The organism is Zhouia amylolytica, assembly GCF_900116365.1.
GTDB classification, from domain to species: domain Bacteria; phylum Bacteroidota; class Bacteroidia; order Flavobacteriales; family Flavobacteriaceae; genus Zhouia; species Zhouia amylolytica.
In genome coordinates this window covers 167,976-190,631 of the sequence record NZ_FPAG01000001.1, presented here as the reverse complement: position 1 = coordinate 190,631, position 22,656 = coordinate 167,976, and the positions used below count along the sequence as shown (strand labels likewise).

Sequence of the window (22,656 nt, the reverse complement as noted above, 5' to 3'; positions counted from 1 at the left end):
AAAAACACATGGATATCAGATGCCTTATAATCGATGATGAAGCCTTAGCCATTAGTGTAATTGAAACACATCTGGAAGATTTAAAGAATATTGAAATTGCAGGAGTGTTCAACAATCCGATAGATGCCTTGCCTGCCCTGGAAAAAGGAAATATTGATGTTATTTTCCTGGATATTAATATGCCCCGAATGAGTGGTTTGGAATTTCTTAAAACGCTTCCTGAATACCCGCAAATAATCCTAACAACCGCCTATAAAGAATATGCCCTCGAAAGCTATGAGTTCGACGTGCTGGACTACCTCGTGAAACCAATTCCTTTCGGTAGGTTCCTGAAAGCAATCAACAAACTAAAAAATGTGCTGGCCGAAAAAAGAGGGGAACAAAATGGCTTTAAACAAGACAGCCACTTATTTCTGAAAGTCGATAAAAAACTGGTTAAAGTCTATCTGAAAGATATCCTCTTTATTGAAAGCTTAAAAGATTATATAAAAGTAACCACGATGGAAGGCACCTACGTCTCTCATAAGTCCATTAGCAGTATCACCGAAGAATTGCCGGATGAATGTTTCGTCCGCGTCCATAAATCCTATACCATAGCGATCGATAAGGTTAAATTACTGGAAGGGAATATGATCCAGATTCATAATAAAAGAATCCCGATAGGAAGAAATTTTGCAGCCAATGCCAAACAGAAAATACTCAAAGACAGAGGTAATCTTCTAACCGATTAACCCCAGGTCTATGGGCGAACAAAAACTCAAACTTTTGTTAAAGAGCGAGGTAAATCCATTTTTTTTGTACTTTTGATTTCGAAATGAAGGAATACTTCCATAAAATATCATCCATGACCATGGCACTTTTAGTGCTATTCTCAACGGTGTCTTTTGCCGTGAGCAAACACTATTGTGGTGATTTTTTAGTGGATGTGGCAGTAGTAACACAAGCTGAAACTTGTGGGATGCAACTTCAACAATCGAGTAAAGATGACGAGTGTTCTTTTCAAAAATCCTCTTGTTGTACCGACCAGATTAAATTGGTCGAAGGACAAGATGAAGTAAAAACCTCAGTAAATGATCTCGATTTTCAACAGCAGGTTTTCTTAGCCTCTTTTGTTTATACCTATATTAACCTATTTGAGGGGCTGGAACAAAATGTAATCCCTCATAAAAATTACCCGCCTCCATTCTTAGTCAAGGATATCCATATCCTTGATGAAGTCTTTTTAATCTGATTGATGTATTGATTTTAATGCAATGATTCATTGTATTAAAGTATCGCCGGAATCCGTTTAATCGAGATTCAGGCTGTGTTGATGTTTATAACTAAACGATAACATTTAATTATTCAATACGTAGATCATGCTAAATAAAAGCATCAAATTTTTAATAGAAAATAAACTGGTAGCGGTACTTCTTTTAGGCCTTTTTGTTGGCTGGGGAATGGTACACGCACCTTTCGACTGGAAAACAGAACTATTGCCAAGAGATCCCGTGGCAGTAGATGCAATTCCGGATATCGGAGAAAACCAACAGATCGTTTTTACCAAGTGGGACGGTCGTTCTCCACAAGATATAGAGGATCAGATCACCTATCCGTTAACAACTTCATTGCTTGGAATACCAGGAGTGAAAACCATTCGAAGCTCTTCCATGTTCGGATTTTCAAGTATCTATGTGATATTTGAAGAAGATGTGGAATTTTACTGGAGTCGTAGTCGAATTCTGGAAAAATTAAATTCCCTTCCGGCTGGCTTATTACCCGAAGGGGTTTCTCCAAGTTTAGGGCCTGATGCCACCGGCTTAGGACAGATTTTCTGGTACACCCTGGAAGGGAGAGATGAAAATGGAAACGTTACAGGAGGGTGGGATCTCCACGAACTGAGAAGTGTACAGGATTACTATGTAAAATACGCTCTGTCTTCAGCAAGTGGTGTTTCAGAAGTTGCCTCTATCGGAGGGTATGTTCAGGAATACCAAATAGATGTAGATCCGGAACTTCTGAAACAATATAAAATCGGCCTCGATGCCGTAGTGAAAGCCGTAAAAGAATCCAATAGAGATGTGGGTGCCCAGACCATCGAGATCAACCAGGTCGAATACCTGGTACGTGGACTGGGATATGTGAAGTCCATCGAGGATATTGAGAATGCCGTGGTTACCGTAAGCGACTACGTTTCTATTCGGGTGAAGGATATCGCCAAAGTTAAACTGGGTCCCGCCCCGAGAAGAGGTATTCTGGATAAAGAAGGTGCCGAAGTAGCAGGAGGTGTGGTAGTAGCAAGATACGGCGCCAATCCGCTCGAGGTGATTAACAATGTAAAAGAAAAGATCAATGAAATTAGTGCCGGATTGCCATCAAAAGAATTAGCCGATGGCCGTACCTCGCAACTAACGATTGTCCCTTTCTACGATAGAACAGAATTAATACAGGAAACGCTACAGACATTAAATGAAGCCCTCACCATGGAGGTGCTGATTACCGTATTGGTAATTATCATCATGGTGTTTAACCTGAGAGCTTCAATATTAATCTCCGGCTTATTACCGGTGGCTGTACTTATGGTGTTTATTACCATGAAACTATTTCATGTGGATGCCAATATTGTGGCCCTGTCAGGAATCGCCATCGCCATCGGAACCATGGTGGATGTCGGCGTAATTCTCTCCGAAAATATAATCAGGCACCTGGATGAAGACGGAAATCAACTCCCGATCAATCAGGTGGTGTTTAATGCCACCAAAGAAGTATCAGGAGCCATATTAACCGCAGTACTTACTACGATTATTAGCTTTATTCCGGTATTTACCATGACCGGGGCCGAAGGGAAGCTGTTCAGACCATTGGCTTTTACCAAAACCATGGCCCTGACAGCATCAATTATTGTTGCCCTGTTTTTGATACCTCCTTTTGCTGCCTTTATTTTCAGAAAGAATAAAACGAGAAAGAATATTGCTCAGATTATCAATATTATCTTGGTGGGACTCGGACTCCTTATATTGGTTTTAGGATATTTCTTAGGAGTTATTTTAATGGCTTTCGGAATCTCTGCCTGGTTGAAAAATCAAGGGAAGATCAATAAAGATCAGTCAAACCTTAGTAATATAGTTATTTCAGCTTTTGCCATTGTGTACTTCTTAGCGGAATACTGGCGACCGCTGGGCGTTGATAGGAGTATCTTTATCAACCTGATTTTTGTCGGTGTAATTGCCTTCGGATTGCTGGGGATATTTACCCTCTTCAGAAGATATTATGTGAGAATACTAAAATGGGCCCTGGCCAATAAAATCTTGTTTTTATCTATTCCAACCGTAATTGTGGTTTGTGGTTTTCTGATCATGAAAAATACAGGAAAAGAATTTATGCCTGCATTAGATGAAGGATCCTTTTTACTCATGCCAACCTCATTACCGCATGCCGGAGTGGAAGAAAATAAACGAGTACTGCAACAATTGGATATGGCCGTAGCAACCATTCCCGAAATTGAAACTGTCGTGGGTAAAGCAGGGAGAGTTGAATCTGCACTCGATCCTGCACCACTTTCCATGTATGAAAATGTGATTATCTATAAACCGGAATACATCCTGAATAAGGAAGGAGAAAGAGTACGGTTTAAGGTAAATGACGAAGGTATGTTTGAGTTGAAAAACGGGAACTTCATAAGCTCTGGAACCGTGGTCGATACTGCCAACCTGATAGAAGATGAAGATGGTGAATTTTATAGAAATTGGCGAGAACACATCAAGTCACCAGATGATATCTGGAATGAAATAGTGACCGTTACAAAATTGCCAGGCGTAACGTCAGCACCTAAATTACAGCCAATTCAAACCCGATTGGTAATGCTGCAAACAGGAATGCGTGCCCCAATGGGAATCAAAGTGAAAGGACAAGACCTCAAGCAAATTGAAGATTTTGGACTCGCCCTGGAGCCCATTCTGAAAAATGTTGAAGGGGTGAAGAAAGAAGCAGTTTTTGCCGATCGTATTGTCGGTAAACCATACTTACTCCTCGATATCGACCGAAATAAATTAATCCGCTATGGGATCTCTATTGAAAGAGTACAACAGATTATAGAAGTAGCCGTTGGAGGTAAAATGCTGTCACAAACCGTCGAAGGAAGAGAACGCTATGGAGTGCGAGTGCGCTACCCTAGAGAATTGAGAAGTTCGCCGGAAGACCTTGAAAATATATATGTTCCTGTCGATAATAATGCACCTGTGCCTTTAAGTGAATTGGTGACCATTAAGTACGAACAGGGAGCACAAGTGATCAAAAGTGAAGACACCTTCTTAGTAGGGTATGTGCTGTTTGATAAATTAGATGATTTTGCAGAAGTGGATGTTGTAGAAAAAGCACAACAGGCCATTCAGGATAAGATCGATAGCGGAGAACTGACCGTTCCTAAGGGAATTAACTATCAGTTTACAGGGACCTATGAAAATCAGATCAGAGCTGAGAAAACCCTTTCACTGGTAGTACCTTTATCATTATTGGTAATTTTCCTGATCTTGTATTTCCAGTTCAGATCTGTTGCAACTTCTTTAATGGTCTTCTCCGGAATCGCAGTAGCCTTTGCCGGTGGTTTTGTACTAATCTGGTTCTACGGACAAGACTGGTTCATGAACTTTAGCATATTCGGAACCAACCTGAGAGAACTCTTCCAAATGCATACCATCAACCTCAGTGTTGCCGTCTGGGTCGGATTTATCGCATTGTTCGGGATCGCCACAGACGACGGAGTAGTAATGGCAACCTATTTAACCCAAACCTTCGATAGAAATAAACCTAAAGAGGTTAGTGAAATTAGAGCCTCTGTAGTAGAAGCTGGAGAAAAGCGTATTCGACCATGTCTGATGACCACAGCAACCACCATGTTGGCATTGCTGCCGGTGTTAACATCTACAGGACGAGGAAGTGATATTATGATTCCAATGGCTATTCCAAGCTTTGGAGGGATGTTGATCGCATTGATCACCTTGTTTGTAGTACCAGTGTTATTTAGCTGGAAGAAAGAAATGGGGCTAAAGTTGAAAAGTGTGAAAGCTTAAATAGCGTGATATGAAAAATACAAGCGACGTAAAAAAATGGATGAGCCTGGTAGGTGTTTTGATTTTGGTCAATACTGCCGCAATGGGGCAAGACCTAGAGGCCTATGTCAATATAGCTTTAAAGAATAGTCCGAAATTGCAGGCGAAGCAATTAACCTATGAAAGTAGTCTGGAAGCAGTATCCGAAGTGGGAAGTATTCCGAATACCACCATTGGAGGCGGATATTTTGTTCAGGAAGCAGAAACAAGGGTGGGCCCGCAAAGAGCCAAACTATCGGCTTCACAGATGTTTCCGTGGTTCGGAACCTTGAAGGCAAAGAAACAGGCTTCAGGAGCTTTAGCCGAAAGTGACCGTTTCGAACTGGGAAGTACCACCCGAGATATTACCCTGAAAGTTAAACAAGCCTATTATAAGCTTTATGAAAAAAAGGCCTCTATAGAAATTATTGAGGAAAACCTGAATATCTTAAAGACCTATGAGGAGTTAGCACTGAATGAACTTGAAAACAACCGAACCACCATGGTCGATGTGCTAAAAATTCGAATTCAGATAAATGAACTTAAAAATCAAAAAGAGGTAGTCAATGAAGAGTTGGTTTCAGATATAAAAGGTTTTAACTTACTGCTGAATAGAAGTATATTAGAAGAAGTAAAGATCGTAGATACCTTAAAAGTAACTCAGGAGGTTTTCAGTAAAGAAAATCTTATTGATAACCCGAAGCTGCTTAAAATTGAAGCAATGAAGGAAGCTACCGCCCAATCGGAACTGGCGGCTACTAAAGAAAATGCCCCGTCTATTGGTGTCGGATTAGATTATGTGTTTGTGGATGAGAGAGATATGGTGATGCCGGATAATGGAAAAGATATCGTAATGCCTATGGTGAATCTGTCCATTCCATTGTTTTCAAAGAAATTTACCTCTAAAAGAAAACAATTGCAGTTACAACAGGAAGCTCTGGCAAATACAAAGATAGATGCTGAAAATGAACTGGAAACCCTGTTTGAAGATAACCTCGCAGCATTGAATAATGCTAAACGTACCATCAGTACCCAGACAGAGAATGTGCACCAGGCGAAACAGGCCGAACAAGTGATCCTAACGACCTATCAAACAGGAACCATAGATTTCGAACAGGTTTTAGAGGTACAACAACTAATTTTAAAATATCAATTATCAACCTTACAGGCCCTTACTGCATATCACAATAGTAAGGCTGCCTTAGAGTCATTGACTAAATAAAATATTCAGAACAATGAAAAAGTATATCGTATTTATAGTAATCTTTATTGCAGGGTTGGCGCTTGGTTACATCTTTTTTGGTAATCAGTCAACGGCTGCTGAAGACGGACACGATCACGCCGGTGAACAAGCAGATCAAATGTGGACCTGCTCCATGCACCCTCAAATAATGCAACCAGAACCAGGTGCCTGCCCGATCTGTGGTATGGACCTGATTCCGGCAGATGCGGCAGCAGACGGACTGGCAGCGAATCAGTTCAAAATGACAAGCAATGCCATGGCACTGGCAAATATTCAAACTGCTGTGGTAGGTGAAGTTAATGCCGATGGCATGTTGCGACTGTCAGGTAAAATAAAAGAAAGTGAAAAGGCAAATGCAACCCAAACCGTACACTTCAGTGGAAGAATTGAAAAACTTTACGTGAACTTTACGGGCGAACAAGTGAAGAGAGGCCAGCTTCTCGCACTCATTTATTCTCCGGAATTGCTTTCAGCACAACAAGAGTTGATTACCGCAGCTAAACTAAAGGAAAGTCAACCCCAATTGTATAAAGCAGTTAAAAATAAACTCAAATTTTGGAAATTATCCGATAAACAAATTGAGGATATAGCGGCTTCGGGTAAGGTTAAAGAAAACATTCCGGTATATGCCAATGCCTCTGGAGTGGTTACGGAAAAAATGGTGGAAGAAGGGGACTATGTGAAACAAGGACAGGTCTTATACAAGGTTTCTGATCTGGGAACAGTCTGGGCTGAGTTTGATGCTTATGAAAATCAAATCGCTTCCCTTAAAAAAGGACAAACAATAACCATCAGAACCAAAGCATACCCTAATGAAGAATTCGAGGCTAAAGTGAGCTTTATTGATCCTGTACTGAACAGTACCACCAGGACGGTAACTGTAAGAGCCGACCTTAGAAATAAAAACGGACTGTTTAAACCGGGGATGTTCGTGGAAGGAGCTTTTGAAGGTGTAGAACAAAGCGGAAAAAGCTTCATAAGTGTACCGAAAAGTGCTGTGCTGTGGACCGGTAAGAGATCCCTGGTATACGTGAAAGCAGGTAAAGACGAGCCTGTTTTTGAAATGAGAGAAGTAACCATCGGAAGTACCTCAGGAGATAGCTATGTTATTACCAAAGGACTTGAATTTGGAGATGAGGTGGTCATAAACGGAACCTTTACCGTCGATGCAGCAGCCCAGCTTCAAGGAAAGAAATCTATGATGAACCACGAAGATGGAATGAGCATGGAGATGACCCTGACCACCGGTTTTCAAGAAGACTTTATGCCGGTAATGGAAGCTTATTTGAAACTAAAAGATGTATTGGTAGCATCTAATGCAGGGCAAGCTCAGGGTGAGGCTAAAAATGCACTTGGAGCTCTGTCGGATATCAAAACGGCAAGCCTCGGTAAAATGGAACAACAACATGTGGATGTCATCCGTAAAATGTTGGAAACCGTATCTAATAGTAAAGATCTGGAAACTCAGCGAAGCCATTTTAAAATCCTGTCTGAGAACATGATCGCCATGGTGAGTAACTTTCAGGAATTACAGGATACCTTATATGTTCAATATTGCCCGATGGCCGATAGTAACCAGGGCGCATATTGGTTAAGTAAAGAAGATAAGGTTTTAAACCCTTATTATGGCGACGCCATGTTAAGTTGTGGAGAAGTAACTAAAACAATTCAATAATAATTAATTTAAATTTAAAACTATGAGACGTATCATTATGAGTGTGGCAATGGTTGCCGCTATTGCTTTTACAGCATGTAAAAGTGAGAAAAAAGCAGAAAACAATGCTACAGCAGAAACAGAGCAAGTACAGAGTGATGCAGGAGAAATGGCTATGGCTGATGTTTCTTTTGGTGTAAGAGGTAACTGTGGCATGTGCAAAAAAACTATCGAAACAGCTGCCCTAGGTGTTGACGGAGTAGATAAAGCTACCTGGGATAAGGATAAAAAGAAGATCGACGTAAGTTTCGATGATTCTAAAACAGATTTAGATGTAATACATGCAGCAATCGCAGCTTCAGGATATGATACTGAAAAAGTAAATGCTAGTGAAGAGGCTTATAAAGAATTGCCTGGATGTTGTCAATACGACCATGCAATGGAAATGAATCAGTCTGGTGAGAAAAAGGCAGACGATCATGGTCACGATGGTGAACACACCATGCACTAGAATACATTAAAAAGGTTGTCTGAAAAGACAACCTTTTTAGTTTAATAACATCCCATTGCCAAAACCCTGATGGTAATCATATCTCCCCAGGTAAGATCCAATCGAATTCCAGTATTCAAAAAATTTTCCATCCTGAGATACATTAAATAACCAGGCAAAATACCAAAAGGTAACAGCATTACATAAGCGTGGTAAATTCTTACAAAAAGCAAGGTTATCCCCATGTTATCCCCATGTTATCCCCATATTATCCCCATTATATCCCTATAATATCCTTATAATAGCGTATACCAATGGCATGCATAATGTTAGGTTCGGATATTAATTGCTCCCTGCTTGGATATATAAGATATTCGATAAATAATTGAGGAATGGCAATGTGTGGGAAGGCATAAAAAAAGACCGTCTAAAACAGTATTAGACGGTCCTTTATGGCTATGCAGCTTTTTTAAGAAGATCAAACATCGGGCATCGTTTGCACCGTTTGTGTTCTCCCTTGGTATATTTTTTACAGCATTTAGATTTACAGCCTTTCTTTGTTTTGGCTTCAATCTTTTCAAGCTTCTTTTTCTCTTTCTTCTCCTTCTTCTTCTTGTCTTTCTTCTTGCCCAACTTAATTCGTGTTTTGCTGGGACAAATATAGTTGTTTATATTAAATCTAAATAAACTTTAACATATTTTCAGTTGTTAAAATTTATTCTAAAGAATTTGAAGCTGAGCTGGTTACCGATAGTTGCTGGATGTCTCTGTCAAACAGATACAATCCACTTTTATCGTCACCAATTATATTTATTTTGTCGAGGATGGTTCTTGCCATAGCTTCTTCTTCAATCTGTTCTGCTACGTACCACTGTAAAAAGTTGTGGGTAGTATAGTCCTTCTGCTGAAGTGTTTCATGTACCAATTCATTAATACTATTGGTAACGAATACCTCATGATCGTATAATTCCTTGAACATCTCCTGGAAAGAGTTAAAGGTTATATTAGGAGCTTTTAACTCTGATATTTTAGCGTGCCCTCCACGTTCGTTAATGAACTTGATAAGCTTGAGCATGTGCATACGCTCCTCATCGGACTGCTTGTACATAAATTGAGCAACTCCCTCTAACCCTTTTACTTCTGCCCAACAAGCCATGGCCAGATAGATTTGGGCCGATTCGGCTTCACGTCTTATCTGTAGGTTTAATAATGATTCAATTTTATCTGATAACATAATATGATATTTTGCGATTTACGTAAAGTTACACAATAAAAGGAACAATTCTAAGCGCAATAGGCTATTTAGAAGCAGATTAAAAATGAACAACAACGCCAACAGTACCGGGGCCAAAACTTAAACTCCAATCTGTTTTCTTTTGTTTGGAATTATATTTTTCATCGTATTTGCTGTCGAGGTATTTGTCGATTGCTTCAACAGTAAAAATACTGATGGCAACACTGAGGCCAACATCACTTAACCAATGAGCACCCTCCCATAACCTGGAGATCCCCGGAACCAAACCAACCGTATAGATACCTGCCTTCACCCACGGATTCTTAAATTGTTTTGCGATGGCATAAGCATTGGTGAATGCCAGAATCGTATGCCCCGATGGGAAGGAATGGTAATCGGCATCATCCGAAAATGGAATGAAAGTATTCTTTTGTTCTCCCGTTCTCGGTCGCGCTCTTCCAAAAGTATATTTGCTTACTTGTTGTAACAAGCCTGCAGCTGAAGCAGAGGAGATGAGTAACACCCCGGTTCTTCGTAGTTTCTCATTTTTAGTAAATAAACCGGTCAGGTAGACAACGCCCGTAAGCATATAGTTGTTTTGAGGACTCCCGTAATACCATCCGTAATCCCTTATAAATTGAGGGATGTCTTCTTTTTGATCCTCAAAATAGGTTTTCGCCGGTTCGTCAATAGTGTATAATAGCATGGTACCTCCGGCAACACCTCCAAAGGTCAGCCAGCTTTTCTTATCCCAATGAAAAGGCCTGCTATATGCGTAACCCATCCCACCAAAAACATTGCCCATATCGTAGGTGAAATGTTGCCAGGTGGTTTTATCATCAGCATGGCTGTTCTTATCTTGGGAATACCCATGAGTTGATATAATTAAAAGGACCAGTAAAAAGAAAATAGACTTTTTGCTAGAAGTAAATTTCCTGAGCCAATCTGTAAGTGTTTGCATGAGCTTCTACAATTAATTTAATATCGGGTGAATAACCGCCACCCATACTGCATTGTACCGGAATTTTAGCTTTGTGAAGCAAATCAAGAACATAGGCATCACGATCCTTACATCCTTCAATACTCAGCCCTAATTTTCCGAGTTTATCCGTGGCTAAAACATCAGCTCCGCAAAGATAGAACACAAAATCAGGATTTACCTTCTTTATTAAAGACGGAAGTGTGTCTTTTAAAATGGTTAAATACTCTTCATCCTGAATGCCATCGTGAAGTTCAATGTCCAGATCACTCTTTTCTTTTCGGAATGGATAGTTGTTCTTACCATGCATCGAGAAGGTGAACACATCCCGATCCGATTGGAAAATTTCGGCCGTACCATTACCTTGATGTACATCCAGATCAATAATCAGTATTTTTTTCGCCAGCTTCTCATGAAGGAGGTATCGAGCCCCTATAGCCTGATCATTAAGCAAACAAAAGGCCTCTCCGTGTGAAGTATAGGCATGATGGGTGCCTCCTGCTATATTCATGGCAATTCCATGCTTAAGCGCATAACCACATCCCTTAATAGTGCCATCGGCAATAATAACTTCGCGTTCTACTAATTCTTTGGAAAGTGGGAATCCGGTTTTGCGAGCGGCTCTGGCATCTAAGCTCAAGTTGATCAAGTTTCGATAATATTCCTCATCATGAACTCTTAAAATGTGCTCCTCTTCCGGAAATTCAGGGGTAAAAAAGTTCTCCGGACCACACGTGCCTTCATGGAGTAATTGCTGAGGGAGCAATTCATATTTGATCATAGGAAATCGATGTCCCTCAGGCAATGGATGTTTGTATATGGGATGATAAGCTATTTTTAACATGCCCATCGTTATTAGTTAATTTATAGTAACCCCGCTAGGTGTATCAGCTTCATCGGGATTAACAAATACAAGTTTTCCTTCAGCATTCTCAGTCATTAAGATCATCCCTTCACTTTCTACACCTCTGAGTTTTCTCGGAGCTAAATTTACCAAAACAGTTACCTTTTTACCTACAATATCTTCTGGCTTAAAATGCTCGGCAATACCAGATACAATAGTTCTGGTGTCAAGTCCTGTATCAACCTTTAAAACCAAAAGCTTTTTAGCTTTAGGCATTTTATCGGCTTCTACGATGGTTCCGACTCTCATATCGAGTTTAGCAAAATCTTCGTAGGTAATAGTGTCTTTTATAGGTTCCAGGCTCTTATTAGCTTGTTCGTTAGCTTTTTTAGTCGCTTCCAGTTTGTCTAACTGCTTCTGAATATCAGCATCCTCAACTTTAGTGAACAGCAACTCACTCTTATTTACCTGATGATTGGCAGGAATTAACACCTCTTTAGAAGCAACATCAGTCCACTTTAAAGAACCTTCCTGGTTTAGCATTCGTTTCAATTTAGTTGCTGTAAATGGTAGGAATGGTTCACTCAGAACAGCCAAAGCAGAAGCAATTTGCAAGGCCGTAAACATAATCGTTTTAACACGTTCCTCGTCGGTTTTGATAAGCTTCCAGGGCTCTGCATCTGCCAGGTATTTATTACCCAGTCTGGCTACATTCATAAGTTCCTGAGAGGCCTCTCTGAAGCGATAGCGCTCCAGGGATGATTCTATAATACCAGGGGCAGCTTTCAACTCCTCCAACGTCTTCTGATCTTCTTCACTAAAGGCTCCAGGCTCCGGAATCACACCGTTGTAATATTTGTTCGTTAATACCACAACCCTGTTGATAAAATTACCAAAGATCGCTACCAACTCACTATTGTTGCGAGATTGGAAATCTTTCCAGGTAAAATCATTGTCCTTGGTTTCAGGAGCATTAGCTGTTAATACATAACGTAAAACATCTTGTTTCTCCGGAAACTCTTCCAGGTATTCGTGTAGCCAAACAGCCCAGTTTTTGGAAGTGGAGAGTTTATTGCCTTCTAAATTCAAAAACTCATTAGCAGGAACATTATCAGGAAGTATATAATCTCCATGAGCCTCTAACATACTTGGGAAAATGATACAGTGAAAAACAATATTGTCTTTCCCGATAAAATGCACCAGTTTGGTGTTTTCATCTTTCCAATAAGGCTCCCAGTCTTTTCCTTCACGTTCAGCCCATTCCTTGGTTGATGAAATATAACCGATAGGAGCGTCAAACCAAACATATAAAACCTTTCCTTCAGCACCTTCAACTGGTACAGGAATCCCCCAATCCAAATCACGAGTTACTGCACGAGGCTTTAAACCTTCATCAATCCAGCTTTTTACTTGCCCGTAAACGTTTGGTTTCCAGTCTTTCTTGTGTCCTTCTAAGATCCATTTTCTTAAAAATGGTTCATACTTATCCAATGGTAAGAACCAATGCCTTGTCTCTTTTAAAACTGGTTTGGATCCGGTTATCGTAGATTTTGGGTTGATAAGGTCAGTGGCATTTAAAGAACTACCACATTGCTCACACTGATCCCCGTAAGCTTCTTCGTTACCACACTTCGGACAGGTTCCGGTTACAAATCTGTCAGCTAAGAATTGCTTAGCCTCATCATCGTATAATTGCTCGGTAACTTCCTCTATGAATTCTCCTTTCTCATATAGATTCTTGAAGAATTCAGAGGCAGTTTTATGATGAATCTCAGCCGAAGTACGGGAGTAATTATCGAAAGAAATTCCAAAATCTGCGAATGACTTTTTAATGATACCATGGTATTTGTCTATAACTTCTTGCGGACTTACCCCTTCCTTTTTTGCTTTCATCGGTATGGCTACCCCATGTTCATCACTACCGCAAATAAAGGCTACATCGTTCCCTTTTAAACGTAAATAACGAGAGTAAATATCGGCCGGAACATAAACACCGGCTAAATGGCCAATATGTATCGGCCCGTTTGTGTATGGTAAAGCTGCAGTTATAGTATACTTCTTAGACATCTTTAAAATTTTACTGAAGTTGCAAAAATAAGGATTTGCATTGAAGAACAAGCTTTATTCCTTCGTGAATCTGGAAGATTGTAAACAGGGATTAGGGAATTTAAAAAGAAGATGAATTCTGTTTATTTCACTACATTTGAAAAAAATAAAAACAACCTTTATGTATTCTACAGTTCTTACCTTACATTCTTACTGGGCATTCTTAACATTATTAGTGCTTTTGTTTGCTAGTTTTAATGCGATCTCTGGTTATTATGGCAATAGAAACTTTGTCATGGGCAAAGATCTGCGTATTAGTCTTTTCGCTTTGATATTTACACACATTCAATTCTTGTTAGGCTTAATTCTGTATTTTACATCGCCGTACTTTGCAATGTGGAGTGAAGGAGGTGTAATGGGAAATCCTGTTTCAAGATTGATTTTAGTGGAGCATCCATTAACCAATGTTATTGCAGTGGCACTAATTACGATCGGATGGTCTAAACATAAAAAACAAGATGCCTCCAAAGGTAAATTTGCTAAGATTGCCTTGTTTTATACCATAGGCTTTATTTTACTATTGTCGAGGATACCATATGCAAACTGGTTTAACTAAAATATTAAAGCGCCTCTAAGGCGCTTTTTTTATGAGGTAAATGTATACAGGGAAATGATCGCTGTAGCCCCCGGTATAATTGCCGTTGGCATAACTGCGGAAAGGATATCCCTTGTATCTTCCCTCTCTTGAAATTAAGTAATCGCTATTGAAAATCCCTGCTTTCCAGAATGTGTAAAAGGTTTCGTCATCTTTTAAAAAGGCAGGTGTAAGTATGATTTGATCGAAAAGATTCCACTTGTCTCTGTATGCAAGGCTTCCAAATCCGGCTTTAAACATTGTGTACATCGGATTGAATAGTTGATGCTCTTTCAGCCTTTTAAGGTGCCCGCCTGTATTTAATACTTTTTGGATGCTCCGACTGTTTGGATCATCATTAAAGTCTCCCATGGTAATAATTTTAGCAGATATATTCAGGTTCATTAATGAGTCTATGAGTTTCCTGTTGAGTTTCGCTGCTTTTGCTCTTTTTGGAGCACTTTTTATTTCGCCTCCCCTTCTGGAAGGCCAGTGATTAATAATAAAATGTATTTTTTCACCATCGAGCCTGCCAGTAACAAGTAATTGATCTCGCGTATATTCCCTTTCCCCGCTTTCACTAATAAGTTTTAATGGGTGGCTCTCAAATTGCTGAGGAATAAAGCAGCTTTTCTTATAAAGGAATGCGACATCGATGCCTCTGATATCAGGAGATTCTGTATGGATAATTCCATAATTATATTCCCTTAAATGATTACTTTTAATAAGATCCAATAGAACTGATTCGTTTTCAATCTCGCATAATCCAATAATATCCGGAGATGTTTGCGTAATATTTCGACCTATTTGAGCTATGGTAAAAGAAATTTTTTCGATTTTATCGTCATACTTCCTTCGCGTCCATCGATCCTTACCGTCAGGGGTTCTGCTTTCATCAAATTTTAAGGAGTCATCAATAATGTCAAATAAGTTTTCAACATTGTAAAATGCGATGTTTTTTACCTGGTACCGAGCTTCCTGAGCCTTTGTCATCTGTACAAATAAGAGGCCGGTTGTACCAACCGCCACATAAATCACCTTTCTTAATTTCGATGCTACCTGAGTTGTATATGTAGTCATAATCATTAATATTTGTAAGAAAAGTAATATAATTTTATTAGATTTACAACATTAAATGATTATGACTATGAATATTAAAGTATTGATTTTTAGAGGTTCAATCTCCTGCCTATTATTGCTTGTCGGGAGTCCGTATATCAATGCACAAAGCGTTGAAGGAAGATTGTTAGATAGCAGGACATTTAAACCTTTGACTAATGTGACTGTTACGGTAGATAATACATCCTTAAAACAGGAAAGCAATTTGGAGGGTGAATTCTACCTGAAAGGACTCAATAAAGGTGATCACCTTTTGATCTTTAAAAGGAAAAACTATCTCGATCTCAAATATCCTATTACCCTAAGTAAGGATTCCACACTAATTATAGGGGATTTGTTCATGGAGTTAAATATTATACGGGAATACAACAATTCGGTTATTGTTCTTTCTGAAGAAGAACTGACATCAGATGACTTCGAGGTAGCCTCAACTACTGGATTGCTGCAAGCAAGTAAGGACCTTTATTTAAATAGAGCAGCATTCGACTTCAGCCAGGTCTTTTTTAAAGTAAGGGGGTATGACTCTAAAGAAGGGGTTGTACAAATTAATGGACTTTCCATGAATAAAGTATTCAACGGAAGACCACAATGGAACAACTGGGGTGGTTTAAACAATGTAACCAGAGATCAGGAGTTTGTCATGGGCTTAAAAAATGCCAGTTCAACTTTTGGAGGATTATTAGGGTCAACAAATATAGTCATAAGACCTTCTACATTTCGAAAAGGACTAAGAATCACAGCATCAGGTTCGAATCGAACTTACGCAGGGAGGTTTATGGTTACTTATAATTCGGGTAGTCAGGATAATGGATTGTCATATAGTATTTCAGCATCAAAGCGGTTAGCCAGGGAAGGTTTTATCGACGGAACAATTTATGATGCTTATTCATTATTCGCCAGTGCGGAATTGAAACTTAATGAGAATCATAGTTTAAATGTTCTTGGAATATATGCCCCTAATTTTAGGGGGAGTTCAGCTCCGATAACCAAAGAAGTACACGATCTATTAGGCAAGAAATATAACCCATACTGGGGAGTTCAGGATGGAGATATCAGGAATTCAAGGCATAGATCGATCAATGAACCCTTTGCGATTTTAAGTCATTTTATGAAGGTGCCTAACTTATCAATAACAACGAGTGTAGCGTATCAGTTTGGTTTTTATGCAAAGGGTCGTTTAGGGTATTACAATGCACCCAATCCAGATCCGGTATATTACAGGTACCTGCCTAGTTTTTATTTCAACAACCCCGCTGGACCTAATTATGAAAATGCAAACATCGCTAAGGAAGGTCTGTTGAAAAATCCACAGATTAATTGGCCTTCATTATACGATGCCAACAACAGCATATATAATGAAGGAAAAGCATCTTATGTCCAATATGATGACAGGGTAGATATCAATAAAGCTTCATTTACTTCGTTTGCCAATATCGAGGTGTCAAAGCACATAGGCGTAGATCTTGGAGTTGCATATTATGGTAGTAATTCTGAAAACTATGCCATCATAGGAGATTTACTGGGTGCTGATTTTCATGAAGATATTGATCCGTTTACGGATACTTCAAATGATTTGCAAGGGGAGGTTGAAAAGTTGGAAGGTGAGCGCTTTAATTATAATTACGAAATAAACTCCCGGTTGTTAAATGCATTCATTCAAACACGGATACGCTACAATAACCTGGAAGCTTATCTGGCAGGATCTTATTCCAATACCCATTATCAAAGAAACGGCTTGTACCTGAATGAGCGGTATGAAGATAACTCTCTGGGGAAAAGTATGAAAGCTTCATTTGCTGATTTCGCGCTTAAAATGGGGGTGCTCTACAAGTTTACGGGCAGACATATGTTGAGTGTTCATGGAGCCTATATTAATAGACCGCCTACCCTACAGAGTACCTTTGTGAATCCCAGAGAGCATAATGACCTGGTGTCCAATCTTAGTTCAGAAACCGTTACAACTACCGATGCGAGTTATTTGATTTCACTGGCTAAACTAAAAGGAAGAATCAGTGGGTATTATACCAGATTTGAAGAGGTAACCGACGTGAATTTTTTCTATTACGAAGGCGGCGTGGGGAATGATTTCGTTCAGGAAGTTGTTGCCGATATCGATAAGCTGCATTTCGGAGGAGAGCTGGCATTAGAATATCAGGCATCACCCAGTGTGCGATTATCCGCGGTAGCAGGTTACGGTAATTACTCTTATGCTGAAAATGCCGATGTAACCATAAATTTTGACACCTCCGGAAGAGAAGAAGATGTCATTCATCCCGATGGATTTTTAGAGTTAGGGATCACCAAAATCAAGGATTATAAACTGGCCGTCGGACCGCAAAAGGTCTATTCTTTTGGAATTGAATATCGAGATCCTAATTACTGGTGGCTGAGTTTGACTGGGAATTTCCTGGGGGATAATTATATTGATATAGCTACAGTGACCCGCACAGAAAGCTTTAAGATAAACCCGGAAACACAAGAGCCTTTCCTGGATGCCACAGAGGAAGCTGTAGCTAAATTGTTAAGGCAAGAGCAACTCGAAGACGTATACTTGCTAAACCTGGTAGGAGGTAAGTCGTGGCTTTATAAAGGTAAATACATCAGTCTTTTTGCGAGTGTGAATAATTTGTTTGACCTGGAATTCCGAACAGGAGGCTTTGAGCAAAGTCGCAATGGAAACTTTGGACAAATGAAAGAAGACAATGCCAGAAGGATGCCTTCGTTTGGACCTAAATATTGGTACGGCTACGGGCGTACCTACTTTGTTAATCTATCAATTAGCTTTTAAGTATTTACGATATGAAGAAAAAAGGTATTATAAAACTTTTAGTTGTTTTTGGAGTTTGTTCATGTATAAAGACAGATGATTATAAAAATGATCGCAATTGTCTGAGTCATAACACCATCATGGCGAATACTACTTTTGCCAATGTGAAGTCAATGTATAATGGAACGTTGATGCAAATTCATGATGACTTAATCATTGAAGGTTATGTCAATTCGAGTGACGAGGGAGGAAACATATATGGATCACTCTATATTCAAGAATCAGTTAAAGGTCCGACAGAAGGCTTTGAGGTCAATATTGACCTCCAGGAATGTTACTTATTTTACCCTTTAGGGCAAAAGGTAGCTATCCAATTAAAAAATCTTTATTTAGATAAAGTGCATGGTGTGTTTAAACTGGGAGGGATCTATAAAAGCCCTTATGGGACGGTCTCAGTAGGTCGGTTACCAAGAGCAATGATCGTAACGCATATTTTTAATTATTGTGATGATGTTTCTGGTATTGAACCAGTCAAAACAACCATTCCGGATATTGATGAAAGTATGTTAAGTACTCTTATAGTACTCGACAGCATTCAGGTTGCTGATGAGAGTCAAGGTTTGCCTTACGCTGAAGAAAAAGAGACGACAGAAAGGATTTTGATGGACTGTGATGGAAATACAATCACGATGAGAAATAGTGGATATGCTAACTTTCAACCGGAATATTTGCCTGAGGGAGGTGGTAGTGTTACAGCTGTTTTGAGTAAATACAGGGATGAATATCAGTTGTATATTCGTGATTTATATGATGTCGATTTTAAAGGCGATTATCTCGATTGTGGCTATGTTAATGAAAGTGACCAGATAATTATATCTGAAATTGCTGACCCCGAAAATAATAGTTCCGATATGAATGGCAGGTTTATTGAACTTTCGAATATAGGTGATGAAAATGTGAATTTAGAAGGATGGGAATTGCGGAGATATACAAATTCGAATTCTGATTATTCATCAGTCATAGATCTTTCTGGGATAATCATTGAGTCCCAATCTTCGATTGTCATTGCTGCCGATGAAGTAGATTTTGAGAGCGTGTATGGTTTTCTTGCAGATATGGAAGGAGGTAGCGGTAGTGCGGCAGGTTCGAATGGTGATGATAATATGGTTCTTGTGGATCTGGCAGGTACTAAAGTAGATGTTTTTGGTATTCCGGGAGAGGACGGAAGCGATACATCACACGATTTCGAAAATGGAAAAGCATTCAGAAGACTTAGTGTCAGGAAAGGAAATTCGGTTTACGATCCTGCAGAATGGATAATTACAACCCCTCAAACTGCTCCCTTTGACTTTAACCCGGGGTCGAGAGATTAACTTTAATGGAAATCTTTTTCGAATTCAGGCTATATGATTAAATTTATAGATTAATCATATAATATGAGCCAAGATAAGCTTAAAGTAGCGTTGATTCAGACTCATTTGCTTTGGGAAAATCCTAAAGCAAACCGAAAAGTGTTGTTCGAAAGAATTGAGGGTCTTGATGATGATGTTGATTTAATCATCCTTCCTGAAATGTTTACCTCAGGATTTACAATGAACCCGGAAAAGGTAGCGGAAGATATGGGAGGTACTACAATTTTGGCTTTAAAGGAACTCGCCAGTAAGAAGAAAGCAGCAATTTCCGGTAGTTTGGTGGTTAAGGAAAAAAATAGTTACTACAATAGATTAGTCTTTGTATATCCATCCGGAAGCCTGGGTCATTACGATAAACGACATACGTTTACATTGGCAGGTGAAGATCGTGTTTATGGGAAAGGGGATGAGAAAACTATAATTCAATATAAAGGCTGGAAATTATGCCCTCAGGTTTGTTATGACCTTCGTTTTCCTGTATGGTCTCGTAATACAGAAGATTATGATGTGCTTTATTATGTGGCTAACTGGCCAGAGGTGCGGATTGGTGCCTGGGATACACTTTTAAAAGCAAGAGCTATTGAAAATATGAGCTATGTGATGGGTGTAAACCGGATCGGACTCGATGGTAACGGGTATAATCACTCGGGCCATTCAGCAGTATATGATGCCCTGGGAAATCAATTGAACTATAGCGAAAAAGAGGAAGTACTCTATGCGGTATTAACTAAAAGTAATAGCGATAAACTTAGAAATAAACTTCGGTTTTTAGAGGATCGCGATGATTTTAATCTAGTATAAACTCTTGTTCAAGTTCCCAGTTAGATCTTAACTCAATTTCGCCAGGGAAATAACTTATTTTTTCGGGCTGTACCTTTTTTAAATAATTACCCGTATCCCAAATACCATTTCCATTAGCGTCATGAATAACCCTGATAAAATACGTTCCTGGATCAATATTCATAAATTCGAATAAGGATTGTTCCGTTTCGGCATACTTTTCGAACTTCACTTCTCCTTTTTGATCCGTTAATTGTACGACGATAGGGAATTCTTTGACATTTCTAACCGTAACTCTGATACTCCCCAGGTCCGCTAAACTTTTGGTTGAAGTATTGTAATTAAGAGTGTCGTTAGTGTTCCCATAAAAGTCCTCAATGGCTCCGGGCAATGCTGTAATGATGTAACGTTGACTAGGTTCGATCTTCCAGTTAAGATTAACCTGGTTCAGCTCCTTATCGATTGAATAATCGAAAGCAATTTTTAAACTGTCCTTATCGATGATAGAGATGAAAGTACTGTCTATACTTTCTAAAGGCGTATTGGCCTGAATCCCAAATGGCTTGAAATAGCCAAGGTTTCCACTAATGGTGGATTGTAATAACAGGGAGTCAGATTCAGCTTTACGTCTCTTAACAGTAAAAGTGTCTATTTGCTTTTTATGGCTAACCGTGAATATCAGAGAATCTGCCTCAAAGGGAGTAAACCAATAGTTGAGGGTGTCTTTTTCAAGATCTTTTGTGATTCTGTAATCATAATCCTCGGGAGTATCTGACAACAAATCAATCTTAATACTGTCCGGTTTTCCTTCATAACCAAATAAAATACGATTGGTTGTTGCTTCAGAAGGTCTTGCAGCGCGGTAATCAGGAATCTCTTTAAATAGATTGAGCTTAAAAACTGAATCGGTAGGGACGGTTATGTAGTCAGAAATAAAAGCAATTTTATCAGTCTTTTGATTAAACACATAATTATTAGCTTCATCCTTCATGGCGAAAATTGCATACTCTCCGGCTTTCAAATTAGTTAACTGAAAAGTTGTGAGGCTATCTAATGTATTCGTTATATAGGTTGGTGGGTTTTTGTAAACCGTAGAATCCGAATAGGTAGAATCTACCTCGTAAAGCATGATGGAAACAAAATTATCCGGCTCTTTTAATTTGGCGTCGGTAATAAAACCGTTCACCTTTAAAGAATCGATATAGTCGCCCGTCGAGAACACATAATTAAAATATGAATACGGATTCCCCTCGTTATTATCGGTGATACTTTGACCAAAATTAAAAACATAGGTAGTGTTTTCTTTTAAAGTGTCCTGAATTTTAATTTTAATGAATTTGCTTGCTGTACCCTGAGGGGTGATTATAGGGGGGTATTTTAATGGTGGAGAAACAATTAATTGTTTTTGAATGTCTTTTAACTTAATGTATTCGTCAAAAGTGATTTTAACTTCTTCTTCATCAAAATTAGTAGAATACGGTTCAGGTGAAGCACTCACCATTACCGGAGGAGTAATATCCTTTTCACCGCCCGTAGGGGTGCTTCTTTTAGCACAATTAATTAAACTTAAAAGTATTGCCAGACTAAAACAGATGCTAAAAAAATTGTTTTTCATATTACCTCACTATATCAGGTGCAAATTAACAACTATTTTCACATTAACGATAAATTTATATTGTAATTGCCATGGAAGTAACGCTCACTTTACAATTTGTTTGGAGCAGCACTTCTTTAACACAGGCCTCAATTGTAGAACCGGTTGTAATGATATCATCAATAATTAAAACATGTTTGTTTAGAAATGCATTCGGCTTGACAATCTTAAAGCTGGTTTTTAATTCTTGCCATCGTTTTGCTCTGCTTTTCATGGTTTGGGTAGAGGCGTGCTTAACCCTTGATATAAGATCGTTTCTAAATTCAGCATCGATCTTTGTAGCAACAGCTTTTGCAAAAGTTGTCACCTGGTTGTATCCTCTTTTTCTTAATTTTTTGCGATGTAATGGAACGGGGATAACATAATCAATATTTTGGTAATAGTCAGTTTCTTTTAGTAAACTTCCCATCCAGTTGCCTAAAAAAACACCGATATCCTGGTGTCCTTTGTATTTAAGATTATGAATAAGTTCCTGGGTAATTCCCTTTTTTTGGAAGTGTAATAAAGTTGAGGCGTGCTGAAGTTTTAGCCTGCCTTGAAAAATTTTTAATACCTCATTAGGAGAGGCTTGATATGAATTGGAAAGAGCTAGATTATGCCTGCAACAGGTACAGATTGTTTCTTCATTAGGATTTAGTATATTGTGGCAACCAAAGCAAATTTCGGGAAAGAATAAACTTTGAATATCATTTATTATCTTTATCGCGGTAATCAATTCTGTTTGATTTGGTTAT

Annotated in this window: 18 protein-coding genes; 10 read left to right on the top strand and 8 right to left on the bottom strand. The window is 39.0% G+C overall.

Going from position 1 to position 22,656, the window contains the following annotated elements:
- Positions 1 to 8: 8 nt before the first annotated feature.
- The 6 genes from BM361_RS00805 to BM361_RS00780 all read left to right on the top strand — a co-directional run bounded on the left by BM361_RS00805 (position 9) and on the right by BM361_RS00780 (position 8,474).
- Positions 9 to 731 carry a LytR/AlgR family response regulator transcription factor gene (locus tag BM361_RS00805; protein ID WP_074976292.1) on the top strand — a complete coding sequence of 241 codons (723 nt, stop codon included), beginning with the start codon at positions 9 to 11 and terminating at the stop codon, positions 729 to 731.
- A gap of 83 nt (positions 732 to 814) precedes the next feature.
- Entirely contained in the window at positions 815 to 1,231 is a 417-nt protein-coding gene (locus tag BM361_RS00800; RefSeq protein ID WP_038268806.1) for an HYC_CC_PP family protein, read from the top strand.
- Positions 1,232 to 1,358: 127 nt separating this feature from the next.
- The gene (locus BM361_RS00795) at positions 1,359 to 5,048 is read left to right on the top strand and encodes an efflux RND transporter permease subunit (RefSeq protein ID WP_074976290.1); all 3,690 of its coding nucleotides are present in this window, start codon (positions 1,359 to 1,361) and stop codon (positions 5,046 to 5,048) included.
- Between the two features lie 10 nt (positions 5,049 to 5,058).
- Complete coding sequence (locus tag BM361_RS00790) at positions 5,059 to 6,288, top strand: TolC family protein (RefSeq protein WP_083425827.1); 1,230 nt, start codon at positions 5,059 to 5,061, stop codon at positions 6,286 to 6,288.
- A 13-nt stretch (positions 6,289 to 6,301) separates the two neighbouring features.
- Positions 6,302 to 7,984 (top strand): efflux RND transporter periplasmic adaptor subunit, encoded by a 1,683-nt coding sequence (locus tag BM361_RS00785; RefSeq protein ID WP_038268809.1) that lies wholly within the window; start codon positions 6,302 to 6,304, stop codon positions 7,982 to 7,984.
- Positions 7,985 to 8,006: 22 nt separating this feature from the next.
- Entirely contained in the window at positions 8,007 to 8,474 is a 468-nt protein-coding gene (locus tag BM361_RS00780) for a heavy-metal-associated domain-containing protein (RefSeq protein WP_074976289.1), read from the top strand.
- A gap of 435 nt (positions 8,475 to 8,909) precedes the next feature.
- Here the strand turns inward: BM361_RS00780 and BM361_RS16910 are convergent, their stop codons facing one another.
- The 5 genes from BM361_RS16910 to metG all read right to left on the bottom strand — a co-directional run bounded on the left by BM361_RS16910 (position 8,910) and on the right by metG (position 13,628).
- On the bottom strand, positions 8,910 to 9,086 hold the full coding sequence (locus BM361_RS16910) for a hypothetical protein (protein ID WP_175496531.1): 177 nt from the start codon (positions 9,084 to 9,086) through the stop codon (positions 8,910 to 8,912).
- Between the two features lie 82 nt (positions 9,087 to 9,168).
- On the bottom strand, positions 9,169 to 9,687 hold the full coding sequence (locus tag BM361_RS00775) for a ferritin (RefSeq protein WP_074976287.1): 519 nt from the start codon (positions 9,685 to 9,687) through the stop codon (positions 9,169 to 9,171).
- A gap of 79 nt (positions 9,688 to 9,766) precedes the next feature.
- On the bottom strand, positions 9,767 to 10,648 hold the full coding sequence (locus BM361_RS00770; RefSeq protein WP_074976286.1) for a phosphatase PAP2 family protein: 882 nt from the start codon (positions 10,646 to 10,648) through the stop codon (positions 9,767 to 9,769).
- Positions 10,608 to 11,510: a histone deacetylase family protein gene (locus BM361_RS00765; RefSeq protein WP_074976689.1), complete on the bottom strand. Its 903-nt coding sequence runs from the start codon at positions 11,508 to 11,510 to the stop codon at positions 10,608 to 10,610. Before BM361_RS00765 ends, BM361_RS00770 begins: the two co-directional genes overlap by 41 nt.
- A gap of 15 nt (positions 11,511 to 11,525) precedes the next feature.
- Positions 11,526 to 13,628 carry a methionine--tRNA ligase gene (metG, locus tag BM361_RS00760; protein ID WP_262508045.1) on the bottom strand — a complete coding sequence of 701 codons (2,103 nt, stop codon included), beginning with the start codon at positions 13,626 to 13,628 and terminating at the stop codon, positions 11,526 to 11,528.
- Between the two features lie 109 nt (positions 13,629 to 13,737).
- Between metG and BM361_RS00755 the strand changes: the two genes are divergently transcribed.
- A complete protein-coding gene (locus BM361_RS00755) occupies positions 13,738 to 14,172 on the top strand; it encodes a hypothetical protein (RefSeq protein WP_038268819.1) in 435 nt (144 codons plus the stop codon).
- Between the two features lie 15 nt (positions 14,173 to 14,187).
- Here BM361_RS00755 and BM361_RS00750 read toward each other — a convergent pair whose 3' ends face one another.
- Positions 14,188 to 15,270, bottom strand: a complete 1,083-nt coding sequence (locus BM361_RS00750; protein ID WP_074976284.1) for an endonuclease/exonuclease/phosphatase family protein — start codon at positions 15,268 to 15,270, stop codon at positions 14,188 to 14,190.
- Between the two features lie 67 nt (positions 15,271 to 15,337).
- On the opposite strand from BM361_RS00750, the gene BM361_RS00745 reads away from it, so the two are divergent.
- The 3 genes from BM361_RS00745 to BM361_RS00735 all read left to right on the top strand — a co-directional run bounded on the left by BM361_RS00745 (position 15,338) and on the right by BM361_RS00735 (position 20,289).
- Complete coding sequence (locus tag BM361_RS00745; RefSeq protein WP_139226575.1) at positions 15,338 to 18,097, top strand: peptidase associated domain and porin domain-containing protein; 2,760 nt, start codon at positions 15,338 to 15,340, stop codon at positions 18,095 to 18,097.
- An 11-nt stretch (positions 18,098 to 18,108) separates the two neighbouring features.
- Positions 18,109 to 19,449 carry a DUF5689 domain-containing protein gene (locus tag BM361_RS00740; protein WP_083425826.1) on the top strand — a complete coding sequence of 447 codons (1,341 nt, stop codon included), beginning with the start codon at positions 18,109 to 18,111 and terminating at the stop codon, positions 19,447 to 19,449.
- A gap of 63 nt (positions 19,450 to 19,512) precedes the next feature.
- A complete protein-coding gene (locus BM361_RS00735; RefSeq protein ID WP_074976280.1) occupies positions 19,513 to 20,289 on the top strand; it encodes a nitrilase family protein in 777 nt (258 codons plus the stop codon).
- Here the strand turns inward: BM361_RS00735 and BM361_RS00730 are convergent.
- Both BM361_RS00730 and BM361_RS00725 read right to left on the bottom strand, forming a co-directional pair.
- Positions 20,276 to 21,883 carry an Ig-like domain-containing protein gene (locus BM361_RS00730; protein WP_074976278.1) on the bottom strand — a complete coding sequence of 536 codons (1,608 nt, stop codon included), beginning with the start codon at positions 21,881 to 21,883 and terminating at the stop codon, positions 20,276 to 20,278. The genes BM361_RS00735 and BM361_RS00730 overlap by 14 nt on opposite strands.
- Before the next feature lie 55 nt (positions 21,884 to 21,938).
- On the bottom strand, positions 21,939 to 22,637 hold the full coding sequence (locus BM361_RS00725) for a ComF family protein (RefSeq protein WP_254785720.1): 699 nt from the start codon (positions 22,635 to 22,637) through the stop codon (positions 21,939 to 21,941).
- Positions 22,638 to 22,656: the final 19 nt, after the last annotated feature.

Excerpts from the sequence above, each read along its gene's own strand:
- BM361_RS00805 (WP_074976292.1), top strand. The coding sequence starts at position 9 with ATGGATATCAGATGCCTTATAATCGATGATGAAGCCTTAGCCATTAGT.
- BM361_RS00800 (WP_038268806.1), top strand. The coding sequence starts at position 815 with ATGAAGGAATACTTCCATAAAATATCATCCATGACCATGGCACTTTTA.
- BM361_RS00795 (WP_074976290.1), top strand. The coding sequence starts at position 1,359 with ATGCTAAATAAAAGCATCAAATTTTTAATAGAAAATAAACTGGTAGCG.
- BM361_RS00790 (WP_083425827.1), top strand. The coding sequence starts at position 5,059 with ATGAAAAATACAAGCGACGTAAAAAAATGGATGAGCCTGGTAGGTGTT.
- BM361_RS00785 (WP_038268809.1), top strand. The coding sequence starts at position 6,302 with ATGAAAAAGTATATCGTATTTATAGTAATCTTTATTGCAGGGTTGGCG.
- BM361_RS00780 (WP_074976289.1), top strand. The coding sequence starts at position 8,007 with ATGAGACGTATCATTATGAGTGTGGCAATGGTTGCCGCTATTGCTTTT.
- BM361_RS00775 (WP_074976287.1), bottom strand. The coding sequence starts at position 9,687 with ATGTTATCAGATAAAATTGAATCATTATTAAACCTACAGATAAGACGT.
- BM361_RS00770 (WP_074976286.1), bottom strand. The coding sequence starts at position 10,648 with ATGCAAACACTTACAGATTGGCTCAGGAAATTTACTTCTAGCAAAAAG.
- BM361_RS00765 (WP_074976689.1), bottom strand. The coding sequence starts at position 11,510 with ATGTTAAAAATAGCTTATCATCCCATATACAAACATCCATTGCCTGAG.
- BM361_RS00755 (WP_038268819.1), top strand. The coding sequence starts at position 13,738 with ATGTATTCTACAGTTCTTACCTTACATTCTTACTGGGCATTCTTAACA.
- BM361_RS00750 (WP_074976284.1), bottom strand. The coding sequence starts at position 15,270 with ATGACTACATATACAACTCAGGTAGCATCGAAATTAAGAAAGGTGATT.
- BM361_RS00745 (WP_139226575.1), top strand. The coding sequence starts at position 15,338 with ATGAATATTAAAGTATTGATTTTTAGAGGTTCAATCTCCTGCCTATTA.
- BM361_RS00740 (WP_083425826.1), top strand. The coding sequence starts at position 18,109 with ATGAAGAAAAAAGGTATTATAAAACTTTTAGTTGTTTTTGGAGTTTGT.
- BM361_RS00735 (WP_074976280.1), top strand. The coding sequence starts at position 19,513 with ATGAGCCAAGATAAGCTTAAAGTAGCGTTGATTCAGACTCATTTGCTT.
- BM361_RS00730 (WP_074976278.1), bottom strand. The coding sequence starts at position 21,883 with ATGAAAAACAATTTTTTTAGCATCTGTTTTAGTCTGGCAATACTTTTA.